Here is a 14,453-nt window from a genome sequence, read left to right as displayed (position 1 = left end):
CAGCGCGCTGGCGGTCACCGACCCTGCACCGGGCCATGCCCCATCCGGCCGCGCTCAACATGACGTTACGGGAGTAGCCATATGGATTTGTTGACCCTCTCGTTCGCGGTCATCAACGGACTTCTCATTGGCGGGATCTATGGTGGTGTCGCGCTAGGGCTCAGCCTCATCTTTGGCGTCATGCGCGTGATCAATTTCGCGCACGGCTCCTTCCTCATGCTGGCGATGTACTGTTCCTACCTGATGTGGGCAACGCTCGGCCTGCATCCCTACGTCACGATCCTCGGCACGGTGCCCTTCCTGTTCCTGGTCGGCTATCTCGTCCAGAGCATGGTGATCTCGCCGCTGTTCAAGCGGGAGCGGGCATTGGTGGTCGAGCCCACGAGCGCCCTGCTGCTGACGGCGGGCGTGTATCTCGTGGTCGACAATCTGGTGCTGATGGCCTTCGGGCCGGACATGCGTTCGGTGATGGTCGACATCACCTATGAATCCATCTTCGTGGCCGGCCTGCCCATCAACCTGGCGCGGTTGATCGGCTTCGCCGCAGCAATCTTGGTGGCGGCGGCGCTCTCGCTGTGGCTCAAATATTCCGAAATGGGCCGGGCGATCCGCGCGACGGCGCAGAACCGCGATGCAGCCGCGCTGTCGGGCATCAATGTGCCGTTGGTCTACAACGTCACATTCGGGCTTGGCTGCTCGGTGCTCGGCCTGTTCGGCGCGCTGCTGGTGCCGTTCTTCTCGATCACTCCCAGCATCGGCCTGTCCTTCGGCATCAAGTCGTTCCTCGTGGTGGTCCTCGGCGGCATCGGCTCCATCCCCGGTTCGATTCTCGGCGGACTGCTGCTCGGGGTGTTCGAATCCGTGACCTCCCAATTCGTGACCGCCACCTCCGCGGCGATCTTTTCCTTCGGCCTGTTCATCCTGATCCTGCTTGTGCGGCCGCACGGCCTCATGGGCCGGGGGTGAGGTTCTCCATGCTCCGCAACAACGCTACCTTCGTCCTCGGCGCGCCGCTGCTGGCCATCGGGCTCCTCCTGCCGCTGGCCGTGCGGGACAGCTACTTCCTGCATTCGGCGGCGATGATCCTCTATTTCGCCTACATGGCGTCCTCGTGGAACTTCGTCTGCGGTTATGTCGGGCAGCTTTCGCTCGGCCATGCGGCCTTCTCCGGCATAGCGGGCTACGTCACGGTGCTGCTGTTCACCCAGCTCGGGCTGACGCCGTGGATAGGCATGCTGGCCGGCGGCGCGTTCGCCGCGCTGCTGTCGGTGCCGGTGGGCTATGCCACCTTCCGCCTGAAGGGACCGTATTTCACCCTAACCACCATCGCCTTCGCCGAAATCCTGCGCATCTGGCTGGAGAACACCGACGACTTCCTCGGCATCCCGCTGAAGGGGGCGCAGGGACTGACAGTGCCTCCGGTGGGCGGGTCGAGCTTCCTTGCCTTTCAGTTCGATGGCAAGGTAATATATTACTACATCATACTCGCCCTGCTGGTCGCGGTGATAGCGGCGACCGCGCTGATGGAGCGCTCGCGCCTTGGCTTCTATCTGAAGGCGATCCGGGGTGACCGCGACGGCGCGGAGGCCTTGGGTGTCAATCCGACACGCTACAGCCTCATCGCGCTCACCATCAGCGCGTTTCTGACCGGCATCGGCGGCGCCTACTACGCGCAGATGTTCCGCTACATCAACCCGGAGCGGAACATGGGGATCGACCTGTCCATCGACATGGCGATCATGACCATCGTCGGCGGCCAGGGCACGATACTTGGCCCGACTCTCGGCGCGCTGCTGCTGCACCCGATCGGCGAGACCGTGCGGGCGACGATCGGCGGCAGCTTCCTCGGGCTGCATCTCGTCATCTACGGCATCGTGCTGATGCTGGCCGTCATTTACCTCCCCAAGGGCATCATCACGCCGATCCAGCGCTGGCTGGGGGCCCGTGCGGTCAAGCCGGTGCCGAAGGCCGACGTGCTGAAGGAAGCAGGACAATGAGCGCGCGCGGCAGAATCCTCGACGTGAAGGGCATCTCGAAGCGCTTCGGCGGCGTGCAGGCTGTCAGCAGCCTGTCATTCCATCTGGAGGAGGGCGAGATCCTCGGCCTCCTCGGCCCCAACGGCGCCGGCAAGACTACCGCCTTCAACATGATCGCCGGAGCGATACGCAGCGACACCGGCGAGATCCTGTTCGAGGGCCGCAGCCTCGCCAATCGGAAGCCATGGGACATCTGCCGGCTCGGCATTGCCCGCACCTTCCAGCTCTCCAAGCCGTTCGGCGGGTTGAGCGTGCTGGAGAACGTCATGGTCGGCAGCTTCGTGCGGACGGCCTCGGAAGGCGCGGCGCGCGCGGAGGCGGAACGCGTCCTCGATTTCCTCGACATGTCGGGCAAAGCCCATATCGATGCGGACGACCTGACCGCCTTCGACCGCCGCAAACTGGAGCTCGGCCGCGCCCTCGCCACCCGTCCACGCCTGCTGCTGATGGACGAGGTGGTCGCCGGCGCCACGCCGAACGAGGCCGGCGAAATGGTGCATCTGGTCCGCAAGGTGCGCGATTCAGGCATCACCATTCTCATAGTGGAGCATGTGATGAAGGTCATCATGGGCCTGTCCGACCGGGTCATCGTGCTCGATTACGGCAAGCTGATCGCCGATGGTCCGCCGAAGAAGGTCGTGTGCCAACCAGATGTCCTCAAGGCCTATTTCGGAGAGCGCTATGTCGACGCCCGCGCTTGAGGTTCGCGGCCTGTGGTCCGGCTACGGCGACCAGGACGTGCTGCGCGGCATCGATCTGGTGCTCGAACCCCGCAGCATCGTGGCGCTGATCGGCGCCAACGGGGCGGGCAAGTCCACCTTGCTGCGGACCCTGTCCGGGCTGCTGAAGACGAGCCGCGGCGAGGCCCGCCTTTTTGGCGAGACCATCACCGGCCTTGCACCCCACAAGGTCGTGGAGAGCGGATTCGTGCAGTCGCCGGAGGGCAAGCAGCTCTTCCTCGGCATGTCGATCCGCGAGAATCTACTGGTGGGTGCTCAGAACAAGCGTGCCCGCGCCCGGCGCAACCAGACGCTGGATGAGGTTTTCGAGCTGTTCCCGATCCTGAAGGAGCGCCAGGCGCTCAACGCCTCCACGCTGTCCGGCGGGCAACAGCAAATGGTGGCGGTGGGTCGCGCGCTGATGGCGCTGCCGCGCGTCCTGGCCCTTGACGAGCCTTCGCTGGGCCTCGCTCCGATCATGGTCGACCGCCTGTTCGAATCCATCGCCCGGATCAAGGAGCGTGATCTCACCATCCTGATCATCGAGCAGAACGTGTTCCAGGTGCTGGAGATGGCGGACCGGGGCTACGTGCTGGAGAACGGCGTCATGACGCTCAGCGGCACCGGGGCCGAGCTGCTGGCCAACGATCATCTGCGCGCCAGCTATCTCGGGCTATAGGCCGGCGCCGATCAACCTCACTTCGACGGAGAAGCACAGTGGACAACAACAAGGTGGCCATTGTCACCGGCGGCGGCACGGGCATCGGCCGGGCCGTGATGCAGCGCCTGGCGCAGGCCGGCTACACGGCCATCGCGGTCGGACGCGACAAGGATGCGGACCTCAGCGCGGATGCCGCTTTCGCCGAGCTCGATGTGACGGACGAAGCCGCCATCATGCATCTGGCGGCACGGTTTCCTGAGATCGGCGCGCTGGTGAACTGCGCCGGCATGATCCTGCACGAGGGCAAGGAGTTCGAGGCGGATGGCTTCCGCAGGGTGCTCGACGTCAATCTCACCGGCTCGCATCTCGTCACCATGGCCTTTCGCAAGGCACTCGCGGCCGGCGCGGGAAGCGTGGTCAACATCGCCTCCATGTGGAGCTTCTTCGGCTCCGCCCGCAATCCGGCCTATGCGTCGAGCAAGGGAGCGGTGGTGCAGCTCACGCGCTCCCACGCGGTGGCTCTGGCGTCCGACAACATCCGCGTGAACGCGGTGGCGCCCGGGTGGATCCAGACCCGATTGTCGTCCGGCGCATTGCAGAATCCCGAACGCGCCCCGGCCATCATGGCCCGCATCCCGATGCAGCGCTGGGGCGTGCCGGCGGACGTCGCCGAGGTCGTGGCTTTCCTGGTTTCTCCCGCCGCAGCCTATGTGACAGGCGCGATCATTCCCGTCGACGGCGGCTACGGCATCACGTGATCTATTGTGCGACGTCTTCGCGCCAGACCGGGATGGCCGAAGACGTCTTCTCTGCCGAAGGTCACTTCTGACCGTGCTGATCGACCCAGTCGATCAGCACGCGGCCCCATTCGATATCGGCCTGGATCGCCTCGCGCGCAGCCACCGGATTGCGGGCGCGCAGCGCCGCGAGCACGTCATAGTGCTTGTGCTCGCTACCGGCGATGTGCCGGGGCAGCATGGTGGCGTGAAACACGTTGAGCAGCGGGCCCATTAGCGTCCACATGTTCTCGACGATGGATTCCACGCGCGGAAGCTGCGCGATGTCGAGCAGTGCGAAATGGAAGTCGCGGTTCTTGATACTGGCCTGCTTGGGGTTGGTTGCCGCCGCTTCGATGAATTCGTGCTGGATTGCCTCGAGCTGGCGCAGCTGCCGATCGGTAATGAGGCGAGTGGCCCGTTCCGCTGCTGCTCCTTCGAGCTGGAATCGGATCAGCTGGATCTCCTGCAGCCGTTCGCCATCGAGCATCGGCACATGGATCGCGGTGGCGGCCTTCATCTCCAGCGCCTGCTCGCTGACGAGTCGGAAAATGGCTTCGCGTACCGGCGTGATGCTGGTACCGAGCTCGCTTGCCAGCACGGAGATGCGCAGGCGTTCGCCTGGCTCGTACTGCCCGTCGATCAGTGCCCGTCGAATGCTGCCATAGACGCGCGCTGAAAGGTTTTCATTCTCGATCTGCTGCAGTTCCGCCATTGGCGACCTTCGATTCTTCGATCAACTCCGTGCGTGATATATCATATGGCGACTTGACGCGTTCTGGAATGCCTATTGTCGCGTGCCTCCAACGCCTCGATCGCCGCCACGATGTCGGCCTCCTCCAGCACGCGCAAAAAATGCCGGGCGTGGGGCGCTGTAAGTGTGAGGCGGGCGATGGTCGCGGACTCGGCGCGGGTCGGCGACGCTCCCGCCAGCGCACGCAGGCTGACCGGCAGGCCGATGTGGTCATAGAAGGCGATGATGTCGTCGAGGAAGTCCGGCTTGCGCCCTTCCAGCACCAGTTGCACCAGCAGCCCGTAGGCGACCTGGAAGCCATGAAGGGCGTTGGCATATGCCGGCACGGCGGAGAGGCCGCGTGTCATGGAATGGGAGATGGAGAGCCCGCCGCTCTCGAAGCTCAGCCCACTCATCAGCACCGTCGCCTCCACGACCGTGTCGAGGGCGGCATCAGCGCTCTTGCGGTCGACCGCTTCGAGGGCCGCCTCGGCATGGGTGCGCAGCGCCTCGTAGCAGCCGCGCGCCAGGATCAGGGCACTGTCCACGGGGGCGCCGCCGAAGATGTTGCGGCCCTGCGCCCGTACGCACTGCTCGACCTCGAACAGCTTGACCACGGCATCGCCGATGCCGGAGAGGAAAAGATGGCGGGGAGCCTGCGCGATCACCTGCGTGTCGACCACCACGAGGTCGGGATTGGCCGGCAGCTTCTCCACCGCCAGCAGGCGATGGTTCTCGTCATAGAGCACATAATTGTGGCTGGTCGGCGCGTCGGTGGAGGCGATGGTCGGGATGGTCGCGACCTTGGCGCCCAGGCGCCTGGCCAGCGCCTTGCCGGAATCGATGCATTTGCCGCCGCCGGCCGCGGCGACGAGACTGGGAACCTGATCGCCGCAGGCCGCGGCCAGGCGGTCCACCTCCATGGGTGAGCTTTCACCGCCGAACGGGATGCGGCGCAACGCGACGCCCGCCGCGACGCAGGCCGCCTCGATGCGTGCGCCGTACAAAGTGTCGATCACCGGATCGATGACGATCACCGCGTCCTTCGCGATGCGCGCGAATTCGGTGCCCAGATGGTCGAGTGCGCCAACCCCCTGAATGTAGCGTCGCGGCGCTCCGAATATTTTCATCTCATTCTACCTTTGTCCGGCACGCGCGGCGCGTTCTGCAACGAAATCCGAGCCATCCTCATGGCCCATGTTTGCGAATATGATATATCGTGCATGAATCGATCGCAATCGAACAGAGCGACGAGATGGGAGGAAAGACATGGTGGAACAAAAGCCGGGAGGTGGTGTCGACGGCAGGACCAGGGTGGTGGTGCATCTTGCCTATCCATCCGCGCATTTGCGGACGCCGTCAGTATTCAATCCCCGCTGCCGCGAGCGCGGGCTGAACGCCATTCTGGTGCCGTGGCAGGTCGCGCCGGACCAGCTCGCCGGCGCTTGGGAGGGCCTGCGGAAGGTTGAAAGCCTTGCCGGCGTGATCGTCACCGTGCCGCACAAGGCCTCCGTCGCGGCACTGTGCGATACGCTGGAAGGCGACGCCCGTCTCCTTCGAGTGGCTAACGTTGCCCGCCTCGGACCGGACGGGCGCTTCACCGGCATCATGCTGGACGGGGAGGGCTACATTGCCGGGCTGCGCGCCCAAGGTATCGAGCCGAAGGGCCGGCGGGTGCTACTGGTCGGCGCCGGCGGCGTGGCGACGGCCATGGCCTATTCCTTCGCCCAAGCACAGGTCGCCGGGCTCACTATCGCCAACCGCAGCGCCGACAAGGCGCAGGCGCTTGCTGCACTGGTGAGCGCCGCCCATCCCGGCGTATGGGTGGAAGCGGGGCCTGCCGATCCAGCGGGGTTCGATCTCGTGGTCAATGCCACGTCTCTTGGGCTTCATCCCGGTGATGCCATTCCGGTGGATGTCGAGCGGATCGCTCCCGGGAGCATCGTAGCCGACGTAGTGATGCAGCCGCCGGTAACGGCCTTGCTGGAAGCCGCGCAGGCACGCGGTGCGCGGATTCACAAGGGCGAGCACATGATCCACGCCCAGGTGGATGCGATTATCGACTTCCTGTTCGGCCCGGCATGAGGCTTTGTCCCGCAAAGCGGACAGGAGGCGAGGAATGCCTTGCATGAAGATATATCATATTTTATCATCAAGCATCTGAAGCGTTGCGTCGCCTGAAGCTGCCGCCCGCGACTACGCAACTGAAACGACGGCGGCGCAAAAACCGGGAGTCCCCATTGAGTGTCCCCATAAGTGCGGCTGAACGTCATCTGCCGATGCCCGATGCCCGTGCCTCGAACTTTCGGCCGACGCCGGAGGTGATCGCGCTGTTGCGGGAGAAGGCGCGCTTCGTGCGCCTGGAAACCATTCGCCTGATCGAGATCGCCAAGGTCGGTCACTACAGTTCGGCCTTTTCCGCCGCCGAGATTTTCGCGGCGCTCTATTACGACGTCATGGATATCGAGGCGGACCGCCCTGCCCGCCCGGATCGCGACCGCTTCCTGATGGGCAAGGGCCATGCGGCGGTCGGCCTGTTCCCGATCCTCGCGGAGTTCGGCTATATCCCGAAGGAGGTGCTGGACAATTACACCCGCCTCGGCAATCCGCTTGGCGACCACCCCGACATGCGCAAGGTGCCGGGCATCGACTTCTCCTCCGGCTCCATCGGCCACGCGCTCTCGGCGGGGCTGGGCATGGCGCTGGGGGGGCGCATTCAAGGGCTCGATTTCAACGTCTTCGTCATGCTGGGCGATGGCGAGATGCAGGAAGGCCAGGTTTGGGAGGCGGCGCTTTCCGCCGCCCATCACCGCGCCGCCAATCTCGTCGCCATCATCGACCGCAACGGCTTCCAGCTCGACGGCGCGGTAGATGACGTCATGGGCATCGAGCCGCTGGACGAGAAATGGCGGGCGTTCGGCTGGGAGGTCCATACCGTGGACGGCCATGACGTGGCCGCGCTGACCACCCTGCTGCGTGAGGTGAAGGCCGACAAGACGCGCACCCGGCCGTGCTGCATCATTGCCAAGACCCTGAAGGGCAAGGGCGTCTCCTACATGGAGACCGAGCCCGGCTGGCATCTTGGCTATCTCGACCCGTCCGACGCACGCCTCGCCGTCGAGGAAATCATGAGCAGGGAAATCTGAGCCATGAACCAAGCCCTGTCCTCCCATGGCCCCTTGTCGCCCAATTCCTGGCAGTATCGCGAGCTCAACGCCAAGACGCCGGGTCTTAGCCATCTCTCGAACGCGCTCATTTCACTGGTGGAAGCCGGCGAGCCGATCGTGGCGGGGTCTGCCGATCTGCAATATTCCAATGGCCTGGCGCGTTTCGCGGAACGCTATCCTGACCGCTACATCCAGTTTGGCATTTCCGAGCAGAACATGGTGACGGCCGCCGCCGGCCTCGCCACCACCGGCTTGAAGCCCTATGTCGCGACCTTTGCCTCGTTCCTCGGCCTGCTGTGCTGCGAGCAGATTCGCATGGATGTCGCCTATTGCGGCCAGCCGGTGCGCCTGATCGGCCATCACACCGGCATCTCGCTGGGCTTCTACGGCACCTCCCACCACGCGACCGAAGATATCGCCACCATGCGCGCTATTGCCGATCTTACCGTGGTGTCACCGGCCGACGGGCCGCAGCTCGCCGCTGCCATCAAGGCTTCGGCCTCGTATCCCGAGCCGATCTATTTCCGCATCGGGCGCGGCCGAGAACCGGACGTCTACGGACCCGATGCGACCTTCGAATTTGGCAAGGCGATCGAGCATTTTGCCGGCGACGAGATCACCCTCATCGGCTGCGGCATGCCGGTACATCCCGCACTCGAGGCTGCGCGGAAGCTCAATGCCTCGGGCCGGTCGGTCGGCGTCATCGACATGCCGACCATCAAGCCGCTGGACCGCGAGGCGATCCTGAAGGCGGCGGGCCGATCGAGGCTGCTGATGACCGTGGAGGAGCACAATGTGCTTGGCGGGCTCGGCAGCGCGGTGGCGGAAGTGCTGGCGGATGCAGGTGCGGGAATCCGACTGGTGCGTCACGGCATCCATGACGAATACAGTCTGATCGCGCCGCCGACCCATCTCTATGCCCATTACAAGCTCGACGCGGCGGGCATAGAGGAAGTGGTACTGAACGCGATCGGCGGGGGCCCGACATCATGAACCGCCCATTCGCCTGCGCTGAAGCGGCATGAGGCCGACGCAAACAGTATCTAGCTGTTGGTCCGCGATCAGTGCGCCTTAATTGAGCAGCGACCATCTCGCGACACGAGGTCTGGCTCAACGCCATGCACCGCCACGCCGGCGCCCGATAAGGGGGCCGGCGGGTGGCTGCCGGCGCGCGATAGCGCAGAACATCGTGCTCGGCCGCTTCGATCCGCAGATCATCGAGATCGAGGAATTCGGGCGGCTGCCGCAGGCGTTGGAACGCTTGAAGCACGGGCCGCCCCCCGGCCACCGGGTCGTCGTGCTCTGAGAGCCGGAACCGTCCCGATCGATTCCTTGCTGCGGCCGAGGAGGCCATGCTCATGTCACGCCCGCCGTCCCTTCCCGTGTCTCTCGACGATCCCGCGCTGTTCCGCGAGGCGGCGCTGGTCGGAGGTGATTGGATCGAGGCCTCGGGCGAGGCCGTCATCACCGTTGACGACCCAGCAACCGGGAGGGCCATCGGCCGCGTGCCGAAGCTCGGCGCTCGCGAGACCGAACGCGCCATCGAGGCGGCGCGCCTGGCGCAGAAGGAGTGGGGTGCCCGCACGGCCCGCGAGCGCAGCGCGATCCTGCGCCGCTGGTATGAGCTGATGATTGCGGCCAGGCAGGATCTCGGCCGCATCCTTACCGCCGAGCAGGGCAAGCCGCTCGCCGAGGCCGTGGGCGAGATCGTCTATGGTGCCAGCTTCATCGAGTGGTTCGCCGAAGAGGCGCGGCGCGTCTATGGCGACATCATTCCCAGCCACCAGCAGGACAAGCGCATTCTGGTGATGAAGCAGCCGATCGGCGTGGTGGCCGCGATCACGCCGTGGAACTTCCCCAACGCCATGATCACTCGCAAGGCCGGACCGGCCTTCGCCGCCGGCTGCGCCATGGTGCTCAAGCCGGCCAGCCAGACGCCCTTCTCCGCCATCGCGCTTGCCGTACTGGCCGAGCGGGCCGGCCTGCCCAAGGGGCTGTTCAGCGTCATTACCGGCTCCGCCCGCGACATCGGCGCGGCGATGACCGCGAGCCCGGTGGTGCGCAAGCTCACCTTTACCGGCTCCACCGAGGTCGGCGCCGATCTGTACCGGCAGAGCGCGCCGACTATCAAGAAGCTCGGCCTCGAGCTCGGCGGCAACGCGCCCTTCATCGTTTTCGACGACGCCGATCTCGACGCGGCCGTCGAGGGCGCGTTGATCGCCAAGTTCCGCAACAACGGCCAGACCTGCGTGTGCGCCAACCGGCTCTATGTGCAGGACGGCGTCTACGAGGCGTTCGCCTCCAAGCTGGCCGCTGCCGTGGCCGACCTGAAGACCGGCAACGGCTTCGACGAGGGCGTGGCGCTCGGGCCGCTGATCGACGAAACGGCGGCGCGGAAGGTCGAGGAGCACGTCGCTGATGCGCTCGCCAAGGGGGCATCGATCCGGCAGGGCGGGCGGCGCCATGCGCTCGGCGGCACCTTCTACGAGGCGACGGTGCTGGTGGATGTAACCCCCGACATGGCGGTGGCACGGGAGGAGACCTTTGGCCCGGTCGCGCCGCTTTTCCGCTTCACCGACGAGGCCGACGTCATCGCACAGGCCAACGATACCGAATTCGGCCTCGCCTCCTATTTCTACGCCACCGACCTGGCGCGCGTGTTCCGCGTGGCCGAGGCACTGGAATATGGCATGGTGGGGGTGAACACCGGCGTCATCTCTACGGCCGAGGCGCCCTTCGGCGGCGTCAAGCTCTCGGGCCTTGGCCGCGAGGGTTCGAAATACGGCATCGAGGAATTCCTCGAGATCAAATATGTTTGCCTTGGTGGCCTGCAGCATCGACCGGTTGACCATCCCATCTAGGCCGGAGCAATTTGCACCAACGGGCGTCTGTGCGCCTATCCGACATCGGAAAGACCTTGCAATCGCCCCTCGACATGCGTGCGGGTTTGACCGCCGATCCAAACCTGGCCGGCTTCATCGCGCCTCGCATGAACGCGCCCGTTGCGGCCGAGGCAGGTGCCTTGGGCGGCAATGTAATCCGCATCCACCACTCCAGCCGCGAACAGCCATTGCGCCAGCGAGGCGTTGAGACTGCCGGTGACGGGATCTTCCATGATCGTTCCCAGATGATCGCTGAAAAAGGCGCGAACCTCGAAGGCCGCGTCGCCACCGGATGCATGAGGACCGATCACGCCGATGTCGATCCGCTGGAGCCAGCTACGTGACGGCTTGAGCGACAGGACCCTTTCTGCCGATGGCAGCCTGATACCCAGCCAACCCGGCCCGTTGTCGATCCAGGCGGCATCGACGATCTCGTGGCTTTCGACGCCCAAGAAGCGCTGCGCTTCGATCAGTTCATCCGGGGATGGCGTGCCGGAGCGGATCAGAGGCGGAGCCGCGAAGGAGAGTCGGTCCTGATCGCGTCGGATTCTGACCAGGCCCGCTCCGCATTCCTGGACGATCTCCGCTCCGCCTTTCGACGCACCCCCGGTCTTCAGCCAGACGTGACAGGTGCCGAGCGTGGGATGACCCGCAAACGGCAGCTCCCGTTCCAGCGTGAAAATCCTGACGCGGTAGTCCGCGTCGGGATGCGTCGGAGGCAGCAGGAAGGTCGTTTCAGAGAGATTGAACCAGCGCGTGAGGCGCTGCATGTCGCCCGTCGCAAGATCATCAGCACCGACGACGACGGCCAAAGGATTGCCGGAGATCGCCTCCGATCCGAAGACATCGACCATGTGAACCGAAGCGCTCATGAGCCTGTCACCTGTCCGAAGCGATCAGTTTAAGGCCGGCAACGGCGAACAAGGCGCAAAGCCCACCTTCGATCCAGCGTCTCAGCCGTCCGTAAAGGGCGATCATCGGTGCGGTCGAAAACAGCACCGCATAGCCGCCGAAGACGAGAACGCCGAGCAGCGCGCAACCGCCGATGATCGCCGGCAGGACGCCGGTGGAAGCATCCTCTCGAAGTCCCAGCGACATGATCGCTATCCATGCGAGTACGGCCTTCGGATTGCCCATATGCATGAGAACACCCTGACGATAGAGCAGGCGATACGGAGACGTCGGACGGCCGGTCTCCATGCCGACGATGCCGGACGTCGGTCGCATCGCGGAGCGGCCCACGCGAAACGCCAGATAGAGCAGATAGACGCCGCCCAAAACCTTGATGACCAGGAGCGCTTCCGCATAGGCGGCCAGCACTGCGGAAATGCCCGTCGCCGCAAGGACCGCCCAGAAGAGCGAGCTGGTGATGACGCCGGCAGCGAGGGCAAGGGCCGGAGCACGACCATCGCGCATTGCCGTCGCCATGATCGCCATGTTGCTCGGCCCTGGGCTGGCTGCCGCGACGAGATAGGTGCCGTAGACGAGTGCGATCTGGCTCACGATCATCGGGAGGTTTCCTGAAGCCGCGGCCGTTCTTCGCGCGGATGAAGATCGCCGCGATGGACGATGTGGATCTTGTTTCCGTCGGGATCCCGCAGGTAGGCGCCGAAATACCCGTCGCCGTAATGCGGGCGCTCGCCCGGTGCCCCCTCGTCGGTGCCGCCATCCGCCAGTCCGGCGGCCCAGGCCGCCTCCACCGTCTCGCCGGAAGGGGCGAGGAACGCGATCATGCTGCCGTTCCCTGCCGTCGCCGGTTGTCCATCGCGGGGGACGTAGACGTAGAAGCGCGGAAGCAGGGTCTGGTCGGAAATCCAGCAGAGCGCCGGAGGCCCGCCATCCGGCGCGACCATGCGCCGTTTCAACCCGAGCGGCGCGAGCACCGCGTCATAGAAGCGGCCAGCTCGCCCCAGGTCATGCGTTCCGACGGTGACGTGGCTAAACATGCGGGCTCCATGCGGATGTCATCGCGGATGTGCGCTTCCGAAATGATTGGCTTTCGATGCGAACCATAACCCATGTTACACTTCTGCATTATCCAAATAGTGTCATGTGACACTTTGGGGGGAAGTGAACGTGCGCCTGCAATCCCCGTGGACACCGCGCCTTGCCGACATTGATGCGAGCATCGCCGAACGGCTGGTGCTGGCGCTCGCGGACGACATCATCGAAGGGCGCTTGAAAGGCGGAGATCGTCTGCCGGCCCATCGCGATCTCGCATGGAAACTCGGAATCGGTCTCGGCACCGTCACCAAAGCCTATGCCTCGGTCGAGCGGCGAGGCCTGACGCGGAGCGTCAAGGGGCGCGGAACCTTCGTGGCGATCCGCCAGGCGCATGAGCGGCGGCAGATCGATCTTTCGTCAAACACGCCACCGACCATGCTGACCGAACGCCTCCTCGCGCGCACGCTGGCCGTCATTGCGAAGAAGATCGACCCGGATCAGCTCAATCTCTATGCGCCGCCTGCCGGCCATCTCGAACATCGCCGCCTGCTGGCGCGTTGGCTCGAAACGCTGGGTGTGCCGGCCGACCCATCGCATCTGGTCCTGACAGGCAACGCGCGCCAGGCCATTGCGCTGGCGTTCGATCTCGCCTGCGGACCGCAAGGGGTCCTCTTGACCGAGAGAATGACCTACTCAGGTGCAATCACGCTGGCCCGGCGCAGAGGGTACCGGATGCGCGGCGTCGAAATCGACCGAGAGGGCATGGTCCCGGAAGCGCTGGCTACCGCCCTCGCGGGCGAGAGGGGCGCCCGCAAAGCGGTGTATCTCACGCCAACGCTTCACAATCCCACTACCGCGACGATGAGTCCGCGGCGGCGGCGGGCGATCGTCGAGACGTGCCGGCGTGCCGGTGCCTTGATCGTCGAAGATGGCGTCTATGCCTTCGCGGCGGTGGGATTGCCGCCGCTGGCGGCATTGGCGCCGGACATCACGCTGCACGTCAACGGACTGTCGAAATCCCTCGGGCCGGGACTACGGATCGGCGTACTGGCGCTGCCGGCGGAAATGATGGACGCGGCCGGCGACATCGTGCGGGACGTGCCGATGGAGCCGGCGCCGCTCTCATGTGCATTGGTGGAGGAGTGGCTGGCGAGTGGCGTCATCGCGTCGGTTCAAAAGGATCTCGGCCACGAAGCGCAGCGCAGATCGCATCTGGCCGCTTCGCTTCTCGGCAAGGCCGGGCTCGTGACCGATCCCGCCGCCTGCCACGCCTGGCTACCGGCGCCGCGCGATATTGCCGATGGCCTCGTCACCGCTGCGGCTGCGGTGGGCATCAAGGTCACGCTGCCGGAATCTGTGATGGTGGAGAGCGAGGATCGGGAGAGCGGCATTCGCCTTTGCCTAGGTGGCCCTTCCTTTGATGAACTCACAGAAGCTCTGACCGCCTTCTCCGGCCTGTTGAAGAGCAAAAAGGGCGCTGCGGCCGATCATCAACAGTTCCCCGCCCCACTGCCCGCCATCGCCGCCGTTTGACC

Annotated in this window: 15 protein-coding genes; 10 read left to right on the top strand and 5 right to left on the bottom strand. The window is 65.1% G+C overall.

Features of this window, described 5'->3' with window-relative positions; all coding sequences use genetic code 11:
• The first annotated feature begins 81 nt into the window (after positions 1-81).
• Genes AC1RU4_RS23475 through AC1RU4_RS23455 form a run of 5 tightly spaced genes read left to right on the top strand, consistent with a single transcriptional unit; the run spans position 82 to position 4,174 of the window.
• Complete coding sequence (locus tag AC1RU4_RS23475; RefSeq protein WP_492893786.1) at positions 82-966, top strand: branched-chain amino acid ABC transporter permease; 885 nt, start codon at positions 82-84, stop codon at positions 964-966.
• A gap of 8 nt (positions 967-974) precedes the next feature.
• On the top strand, positions 975-1,997 hold the full coding sequence (locus tag AC1RU4_RS23470; RefSeq protein ID WP_492893784.1) for a branched-chain amino acid ABC transporter permease: 1,023 nt from the start codon (positions 975-977) through the stop codon (positions 1,995-1,997).
• Entirely contained in the window at positions 1,994-2,737 is a 744-nt protein-coding gene (locus AC1RU4_RS23465) for an ABC transporter ATP-binding protein (protein WP_492893782.1), read from the top strand. The genes AC1RU4_RS23470 and AC1RU4_RS23465 overlap by 4 nt, the downstream gene beginning before the upstream one ends.
• Entirely contained in the window at positions 2,718-3,434 is a 717-nt protein-coding gene (locus tag AC1RU4_RS23460) for an ABC transporter ATP-binding protein (RefSeq protein WP_492893780.1), read from the top strand. Before AC1RU4_RS23465 ends, AC1RU4_RS23460 begins: the two co-directional genes overlap by 20 nt.
• A 38-nt stretch (positions 3,435-3,472) precedes the next feature.
• Positions 3,473-4,174, top strand: coding sequence for an SDR family NAD(P)-dependent oxidoreductase (locus AC1RU4_RS23455; RefSeq protein ID WP_492893778.1), 702 nt, complete (start codon positions 3,473-3,475; stop codon positions 4,172-4,174).
• 61 nt (positions 4,175-4,235) lie between these two features.
• Here the strand turns inward: AC1RU4_RS23455 and AC1RU4_RS23450 are convergent, their stop codons facing one another.
• Positions 4,236-4,907, bottom strand: a complete 672-nt coding sequence (locus AC1RU4_RS23450) for a GntR family transcriptional regulator (RefSeq protein ID WP_492893776.1) — start codon at positions 4,905-4,907, stop codon at positions 4,236-4,238.
• Between the two features lie 41 nt (positions 4,908-4,948).
• Complete coding sequence (locus tag AC1RU4_RS23445) at positions 4,949-6,055, bottom strand: glycerol dehydrogenase (RefSeq protein ID WP_492893774.1); 1,107 nt, start codon at positions 6,053-6,055, stop codon at positions 4,949-4,951.
• Between the two features lie 187 nt (positions 6,056-6,242).
• Here AC1RU4_RS23445 and AC1RU4_RS23440 point away from each other — a divergent pair, with 187 nt between their 5' ends.
• From AC1RU4_RS23440 to AC1RU4_RS23425, 4 genes are all read left to right on the top strand, one after another.
• Positions 6,243-7,010: a shikimate dehydrogenase family protein gene (locus AC1RU4_RS23440; protein WP_492893772.1), complete on the top strand. Its 768-nt coding sequence runs from the start codon at positions 6,243-6,245 to the stop codon at positions 7,008-7,010.
• A 194-nt stretch (positions 7,011-7,204) separates the two neighbouring features.
• Positions 7,205-8,071, top strand: coding sequence for a transketolase (locus AC1RU4_RS23435; RefSeq protein WP_492893770.1), 867 nt, complete (start codon positions 7,205-7,207; stop codon positions 8,069-8,071).
• A gap of 3 nt (positions 8,072-8,074) precedes the next feature.
• On the top strand, positions 8,075-9,085 hold the full coding sequence (locus AC1RU4_RS23430) for a transketolase family protein (RefSeq protein WP_492893768.1): 1,011 nt from the start codon (positions 8,075-8,077) through the stop codon (positions 9,083-9,085).
• Positions 9,086-9,450: 365 nt separating this feature from the next.
• Positions 9,451-10,953 carry an NAD-dependent succinate-semialdehyde dehydrogenase gene (locus tag AC1RU4_RS23425; RefSeq protein WP_492893766.1) on the top strand — a complete coding sequence of 501 codons (1,503 nt, stop codon included), beginning with the start codon at positions 9,451-9,453 and terminating at the stop codon, positions 10,951-10,953.
• Between the two features lie 35 nt (positions 10,954-10,988).
• Here AC1RU4_RS23425 and AC1RU4_RS23420 read toward each other — a convergent pair whose 3' ends face one another.
• Genes AC1RU4_RS23420 through AC1RU4_RS23410 form a run of 3 tightly spaced genes read right to left on the bottom strand, consistent with a single transcriptional unit; the run spans position 10,989 to position 12,920 of the window.
• Positions 10,989-11,846, bottom strand: a complete 858-nt coding sequence (locus tag AC1RU4_RS23420) for a PhzF family phenazine biosynthesis protein (RefSeq protein ID WP_492893764.1) — start codon at positions 11,844-11,846, stop codon at positions 10,989-10,991.
• 7 nt (positions 11,847-11,853) lie between these two features.
• Positions 11,854-12,483, bottom strand: coding sequence for a LysE family translocator (locus AC1RU4_RS23415; protein WP_492893762.1), 630 nt, complete (start codon positions 12,481-12,483; stop codon positions 11,854-11,856).
• A complete protein-coding gene (locus AC1RU4_RS23410) occupies positions 12,480-12,920 on the bottom strand; it encodes a VOC family protein (RefSeq protein WP_492893760.1) in 441 nt (146 codons plus the stop codon). The genes AC1RU4_RS23415 and AC1RU4_RS23410 overlap by 4 nt, the downstream gene beginning before the upstream one ends.
• Positions 12,921-13,044: 124 nt before the next feature.
• Here AC1RU4_RS23410 and AC1RU4_RS23405 point away from each other — a divergent pair, with 124 nt between their 5' ends.
• A complete protein-coding gene (locus AC1RU4_RS23405; RefSeq protein ID WP_492893758.1) occupies positions 13,045-14,451 on the top strand; it encodes an aminotransferase-like domain-containing protein in 1,407 nt (468 codons plus the stop codon).
• Positions 14,452-14,453: the final 2 nt, after the last annotated feature.

Source organism: Ancylobacter sp. GW821-FHT10E12 (assembly GCF_058809335.1).
Note: the sequence above shows the minus strand (reverse complement) of the source record. Positions and strands in the feature narration are given on the sequence as shown.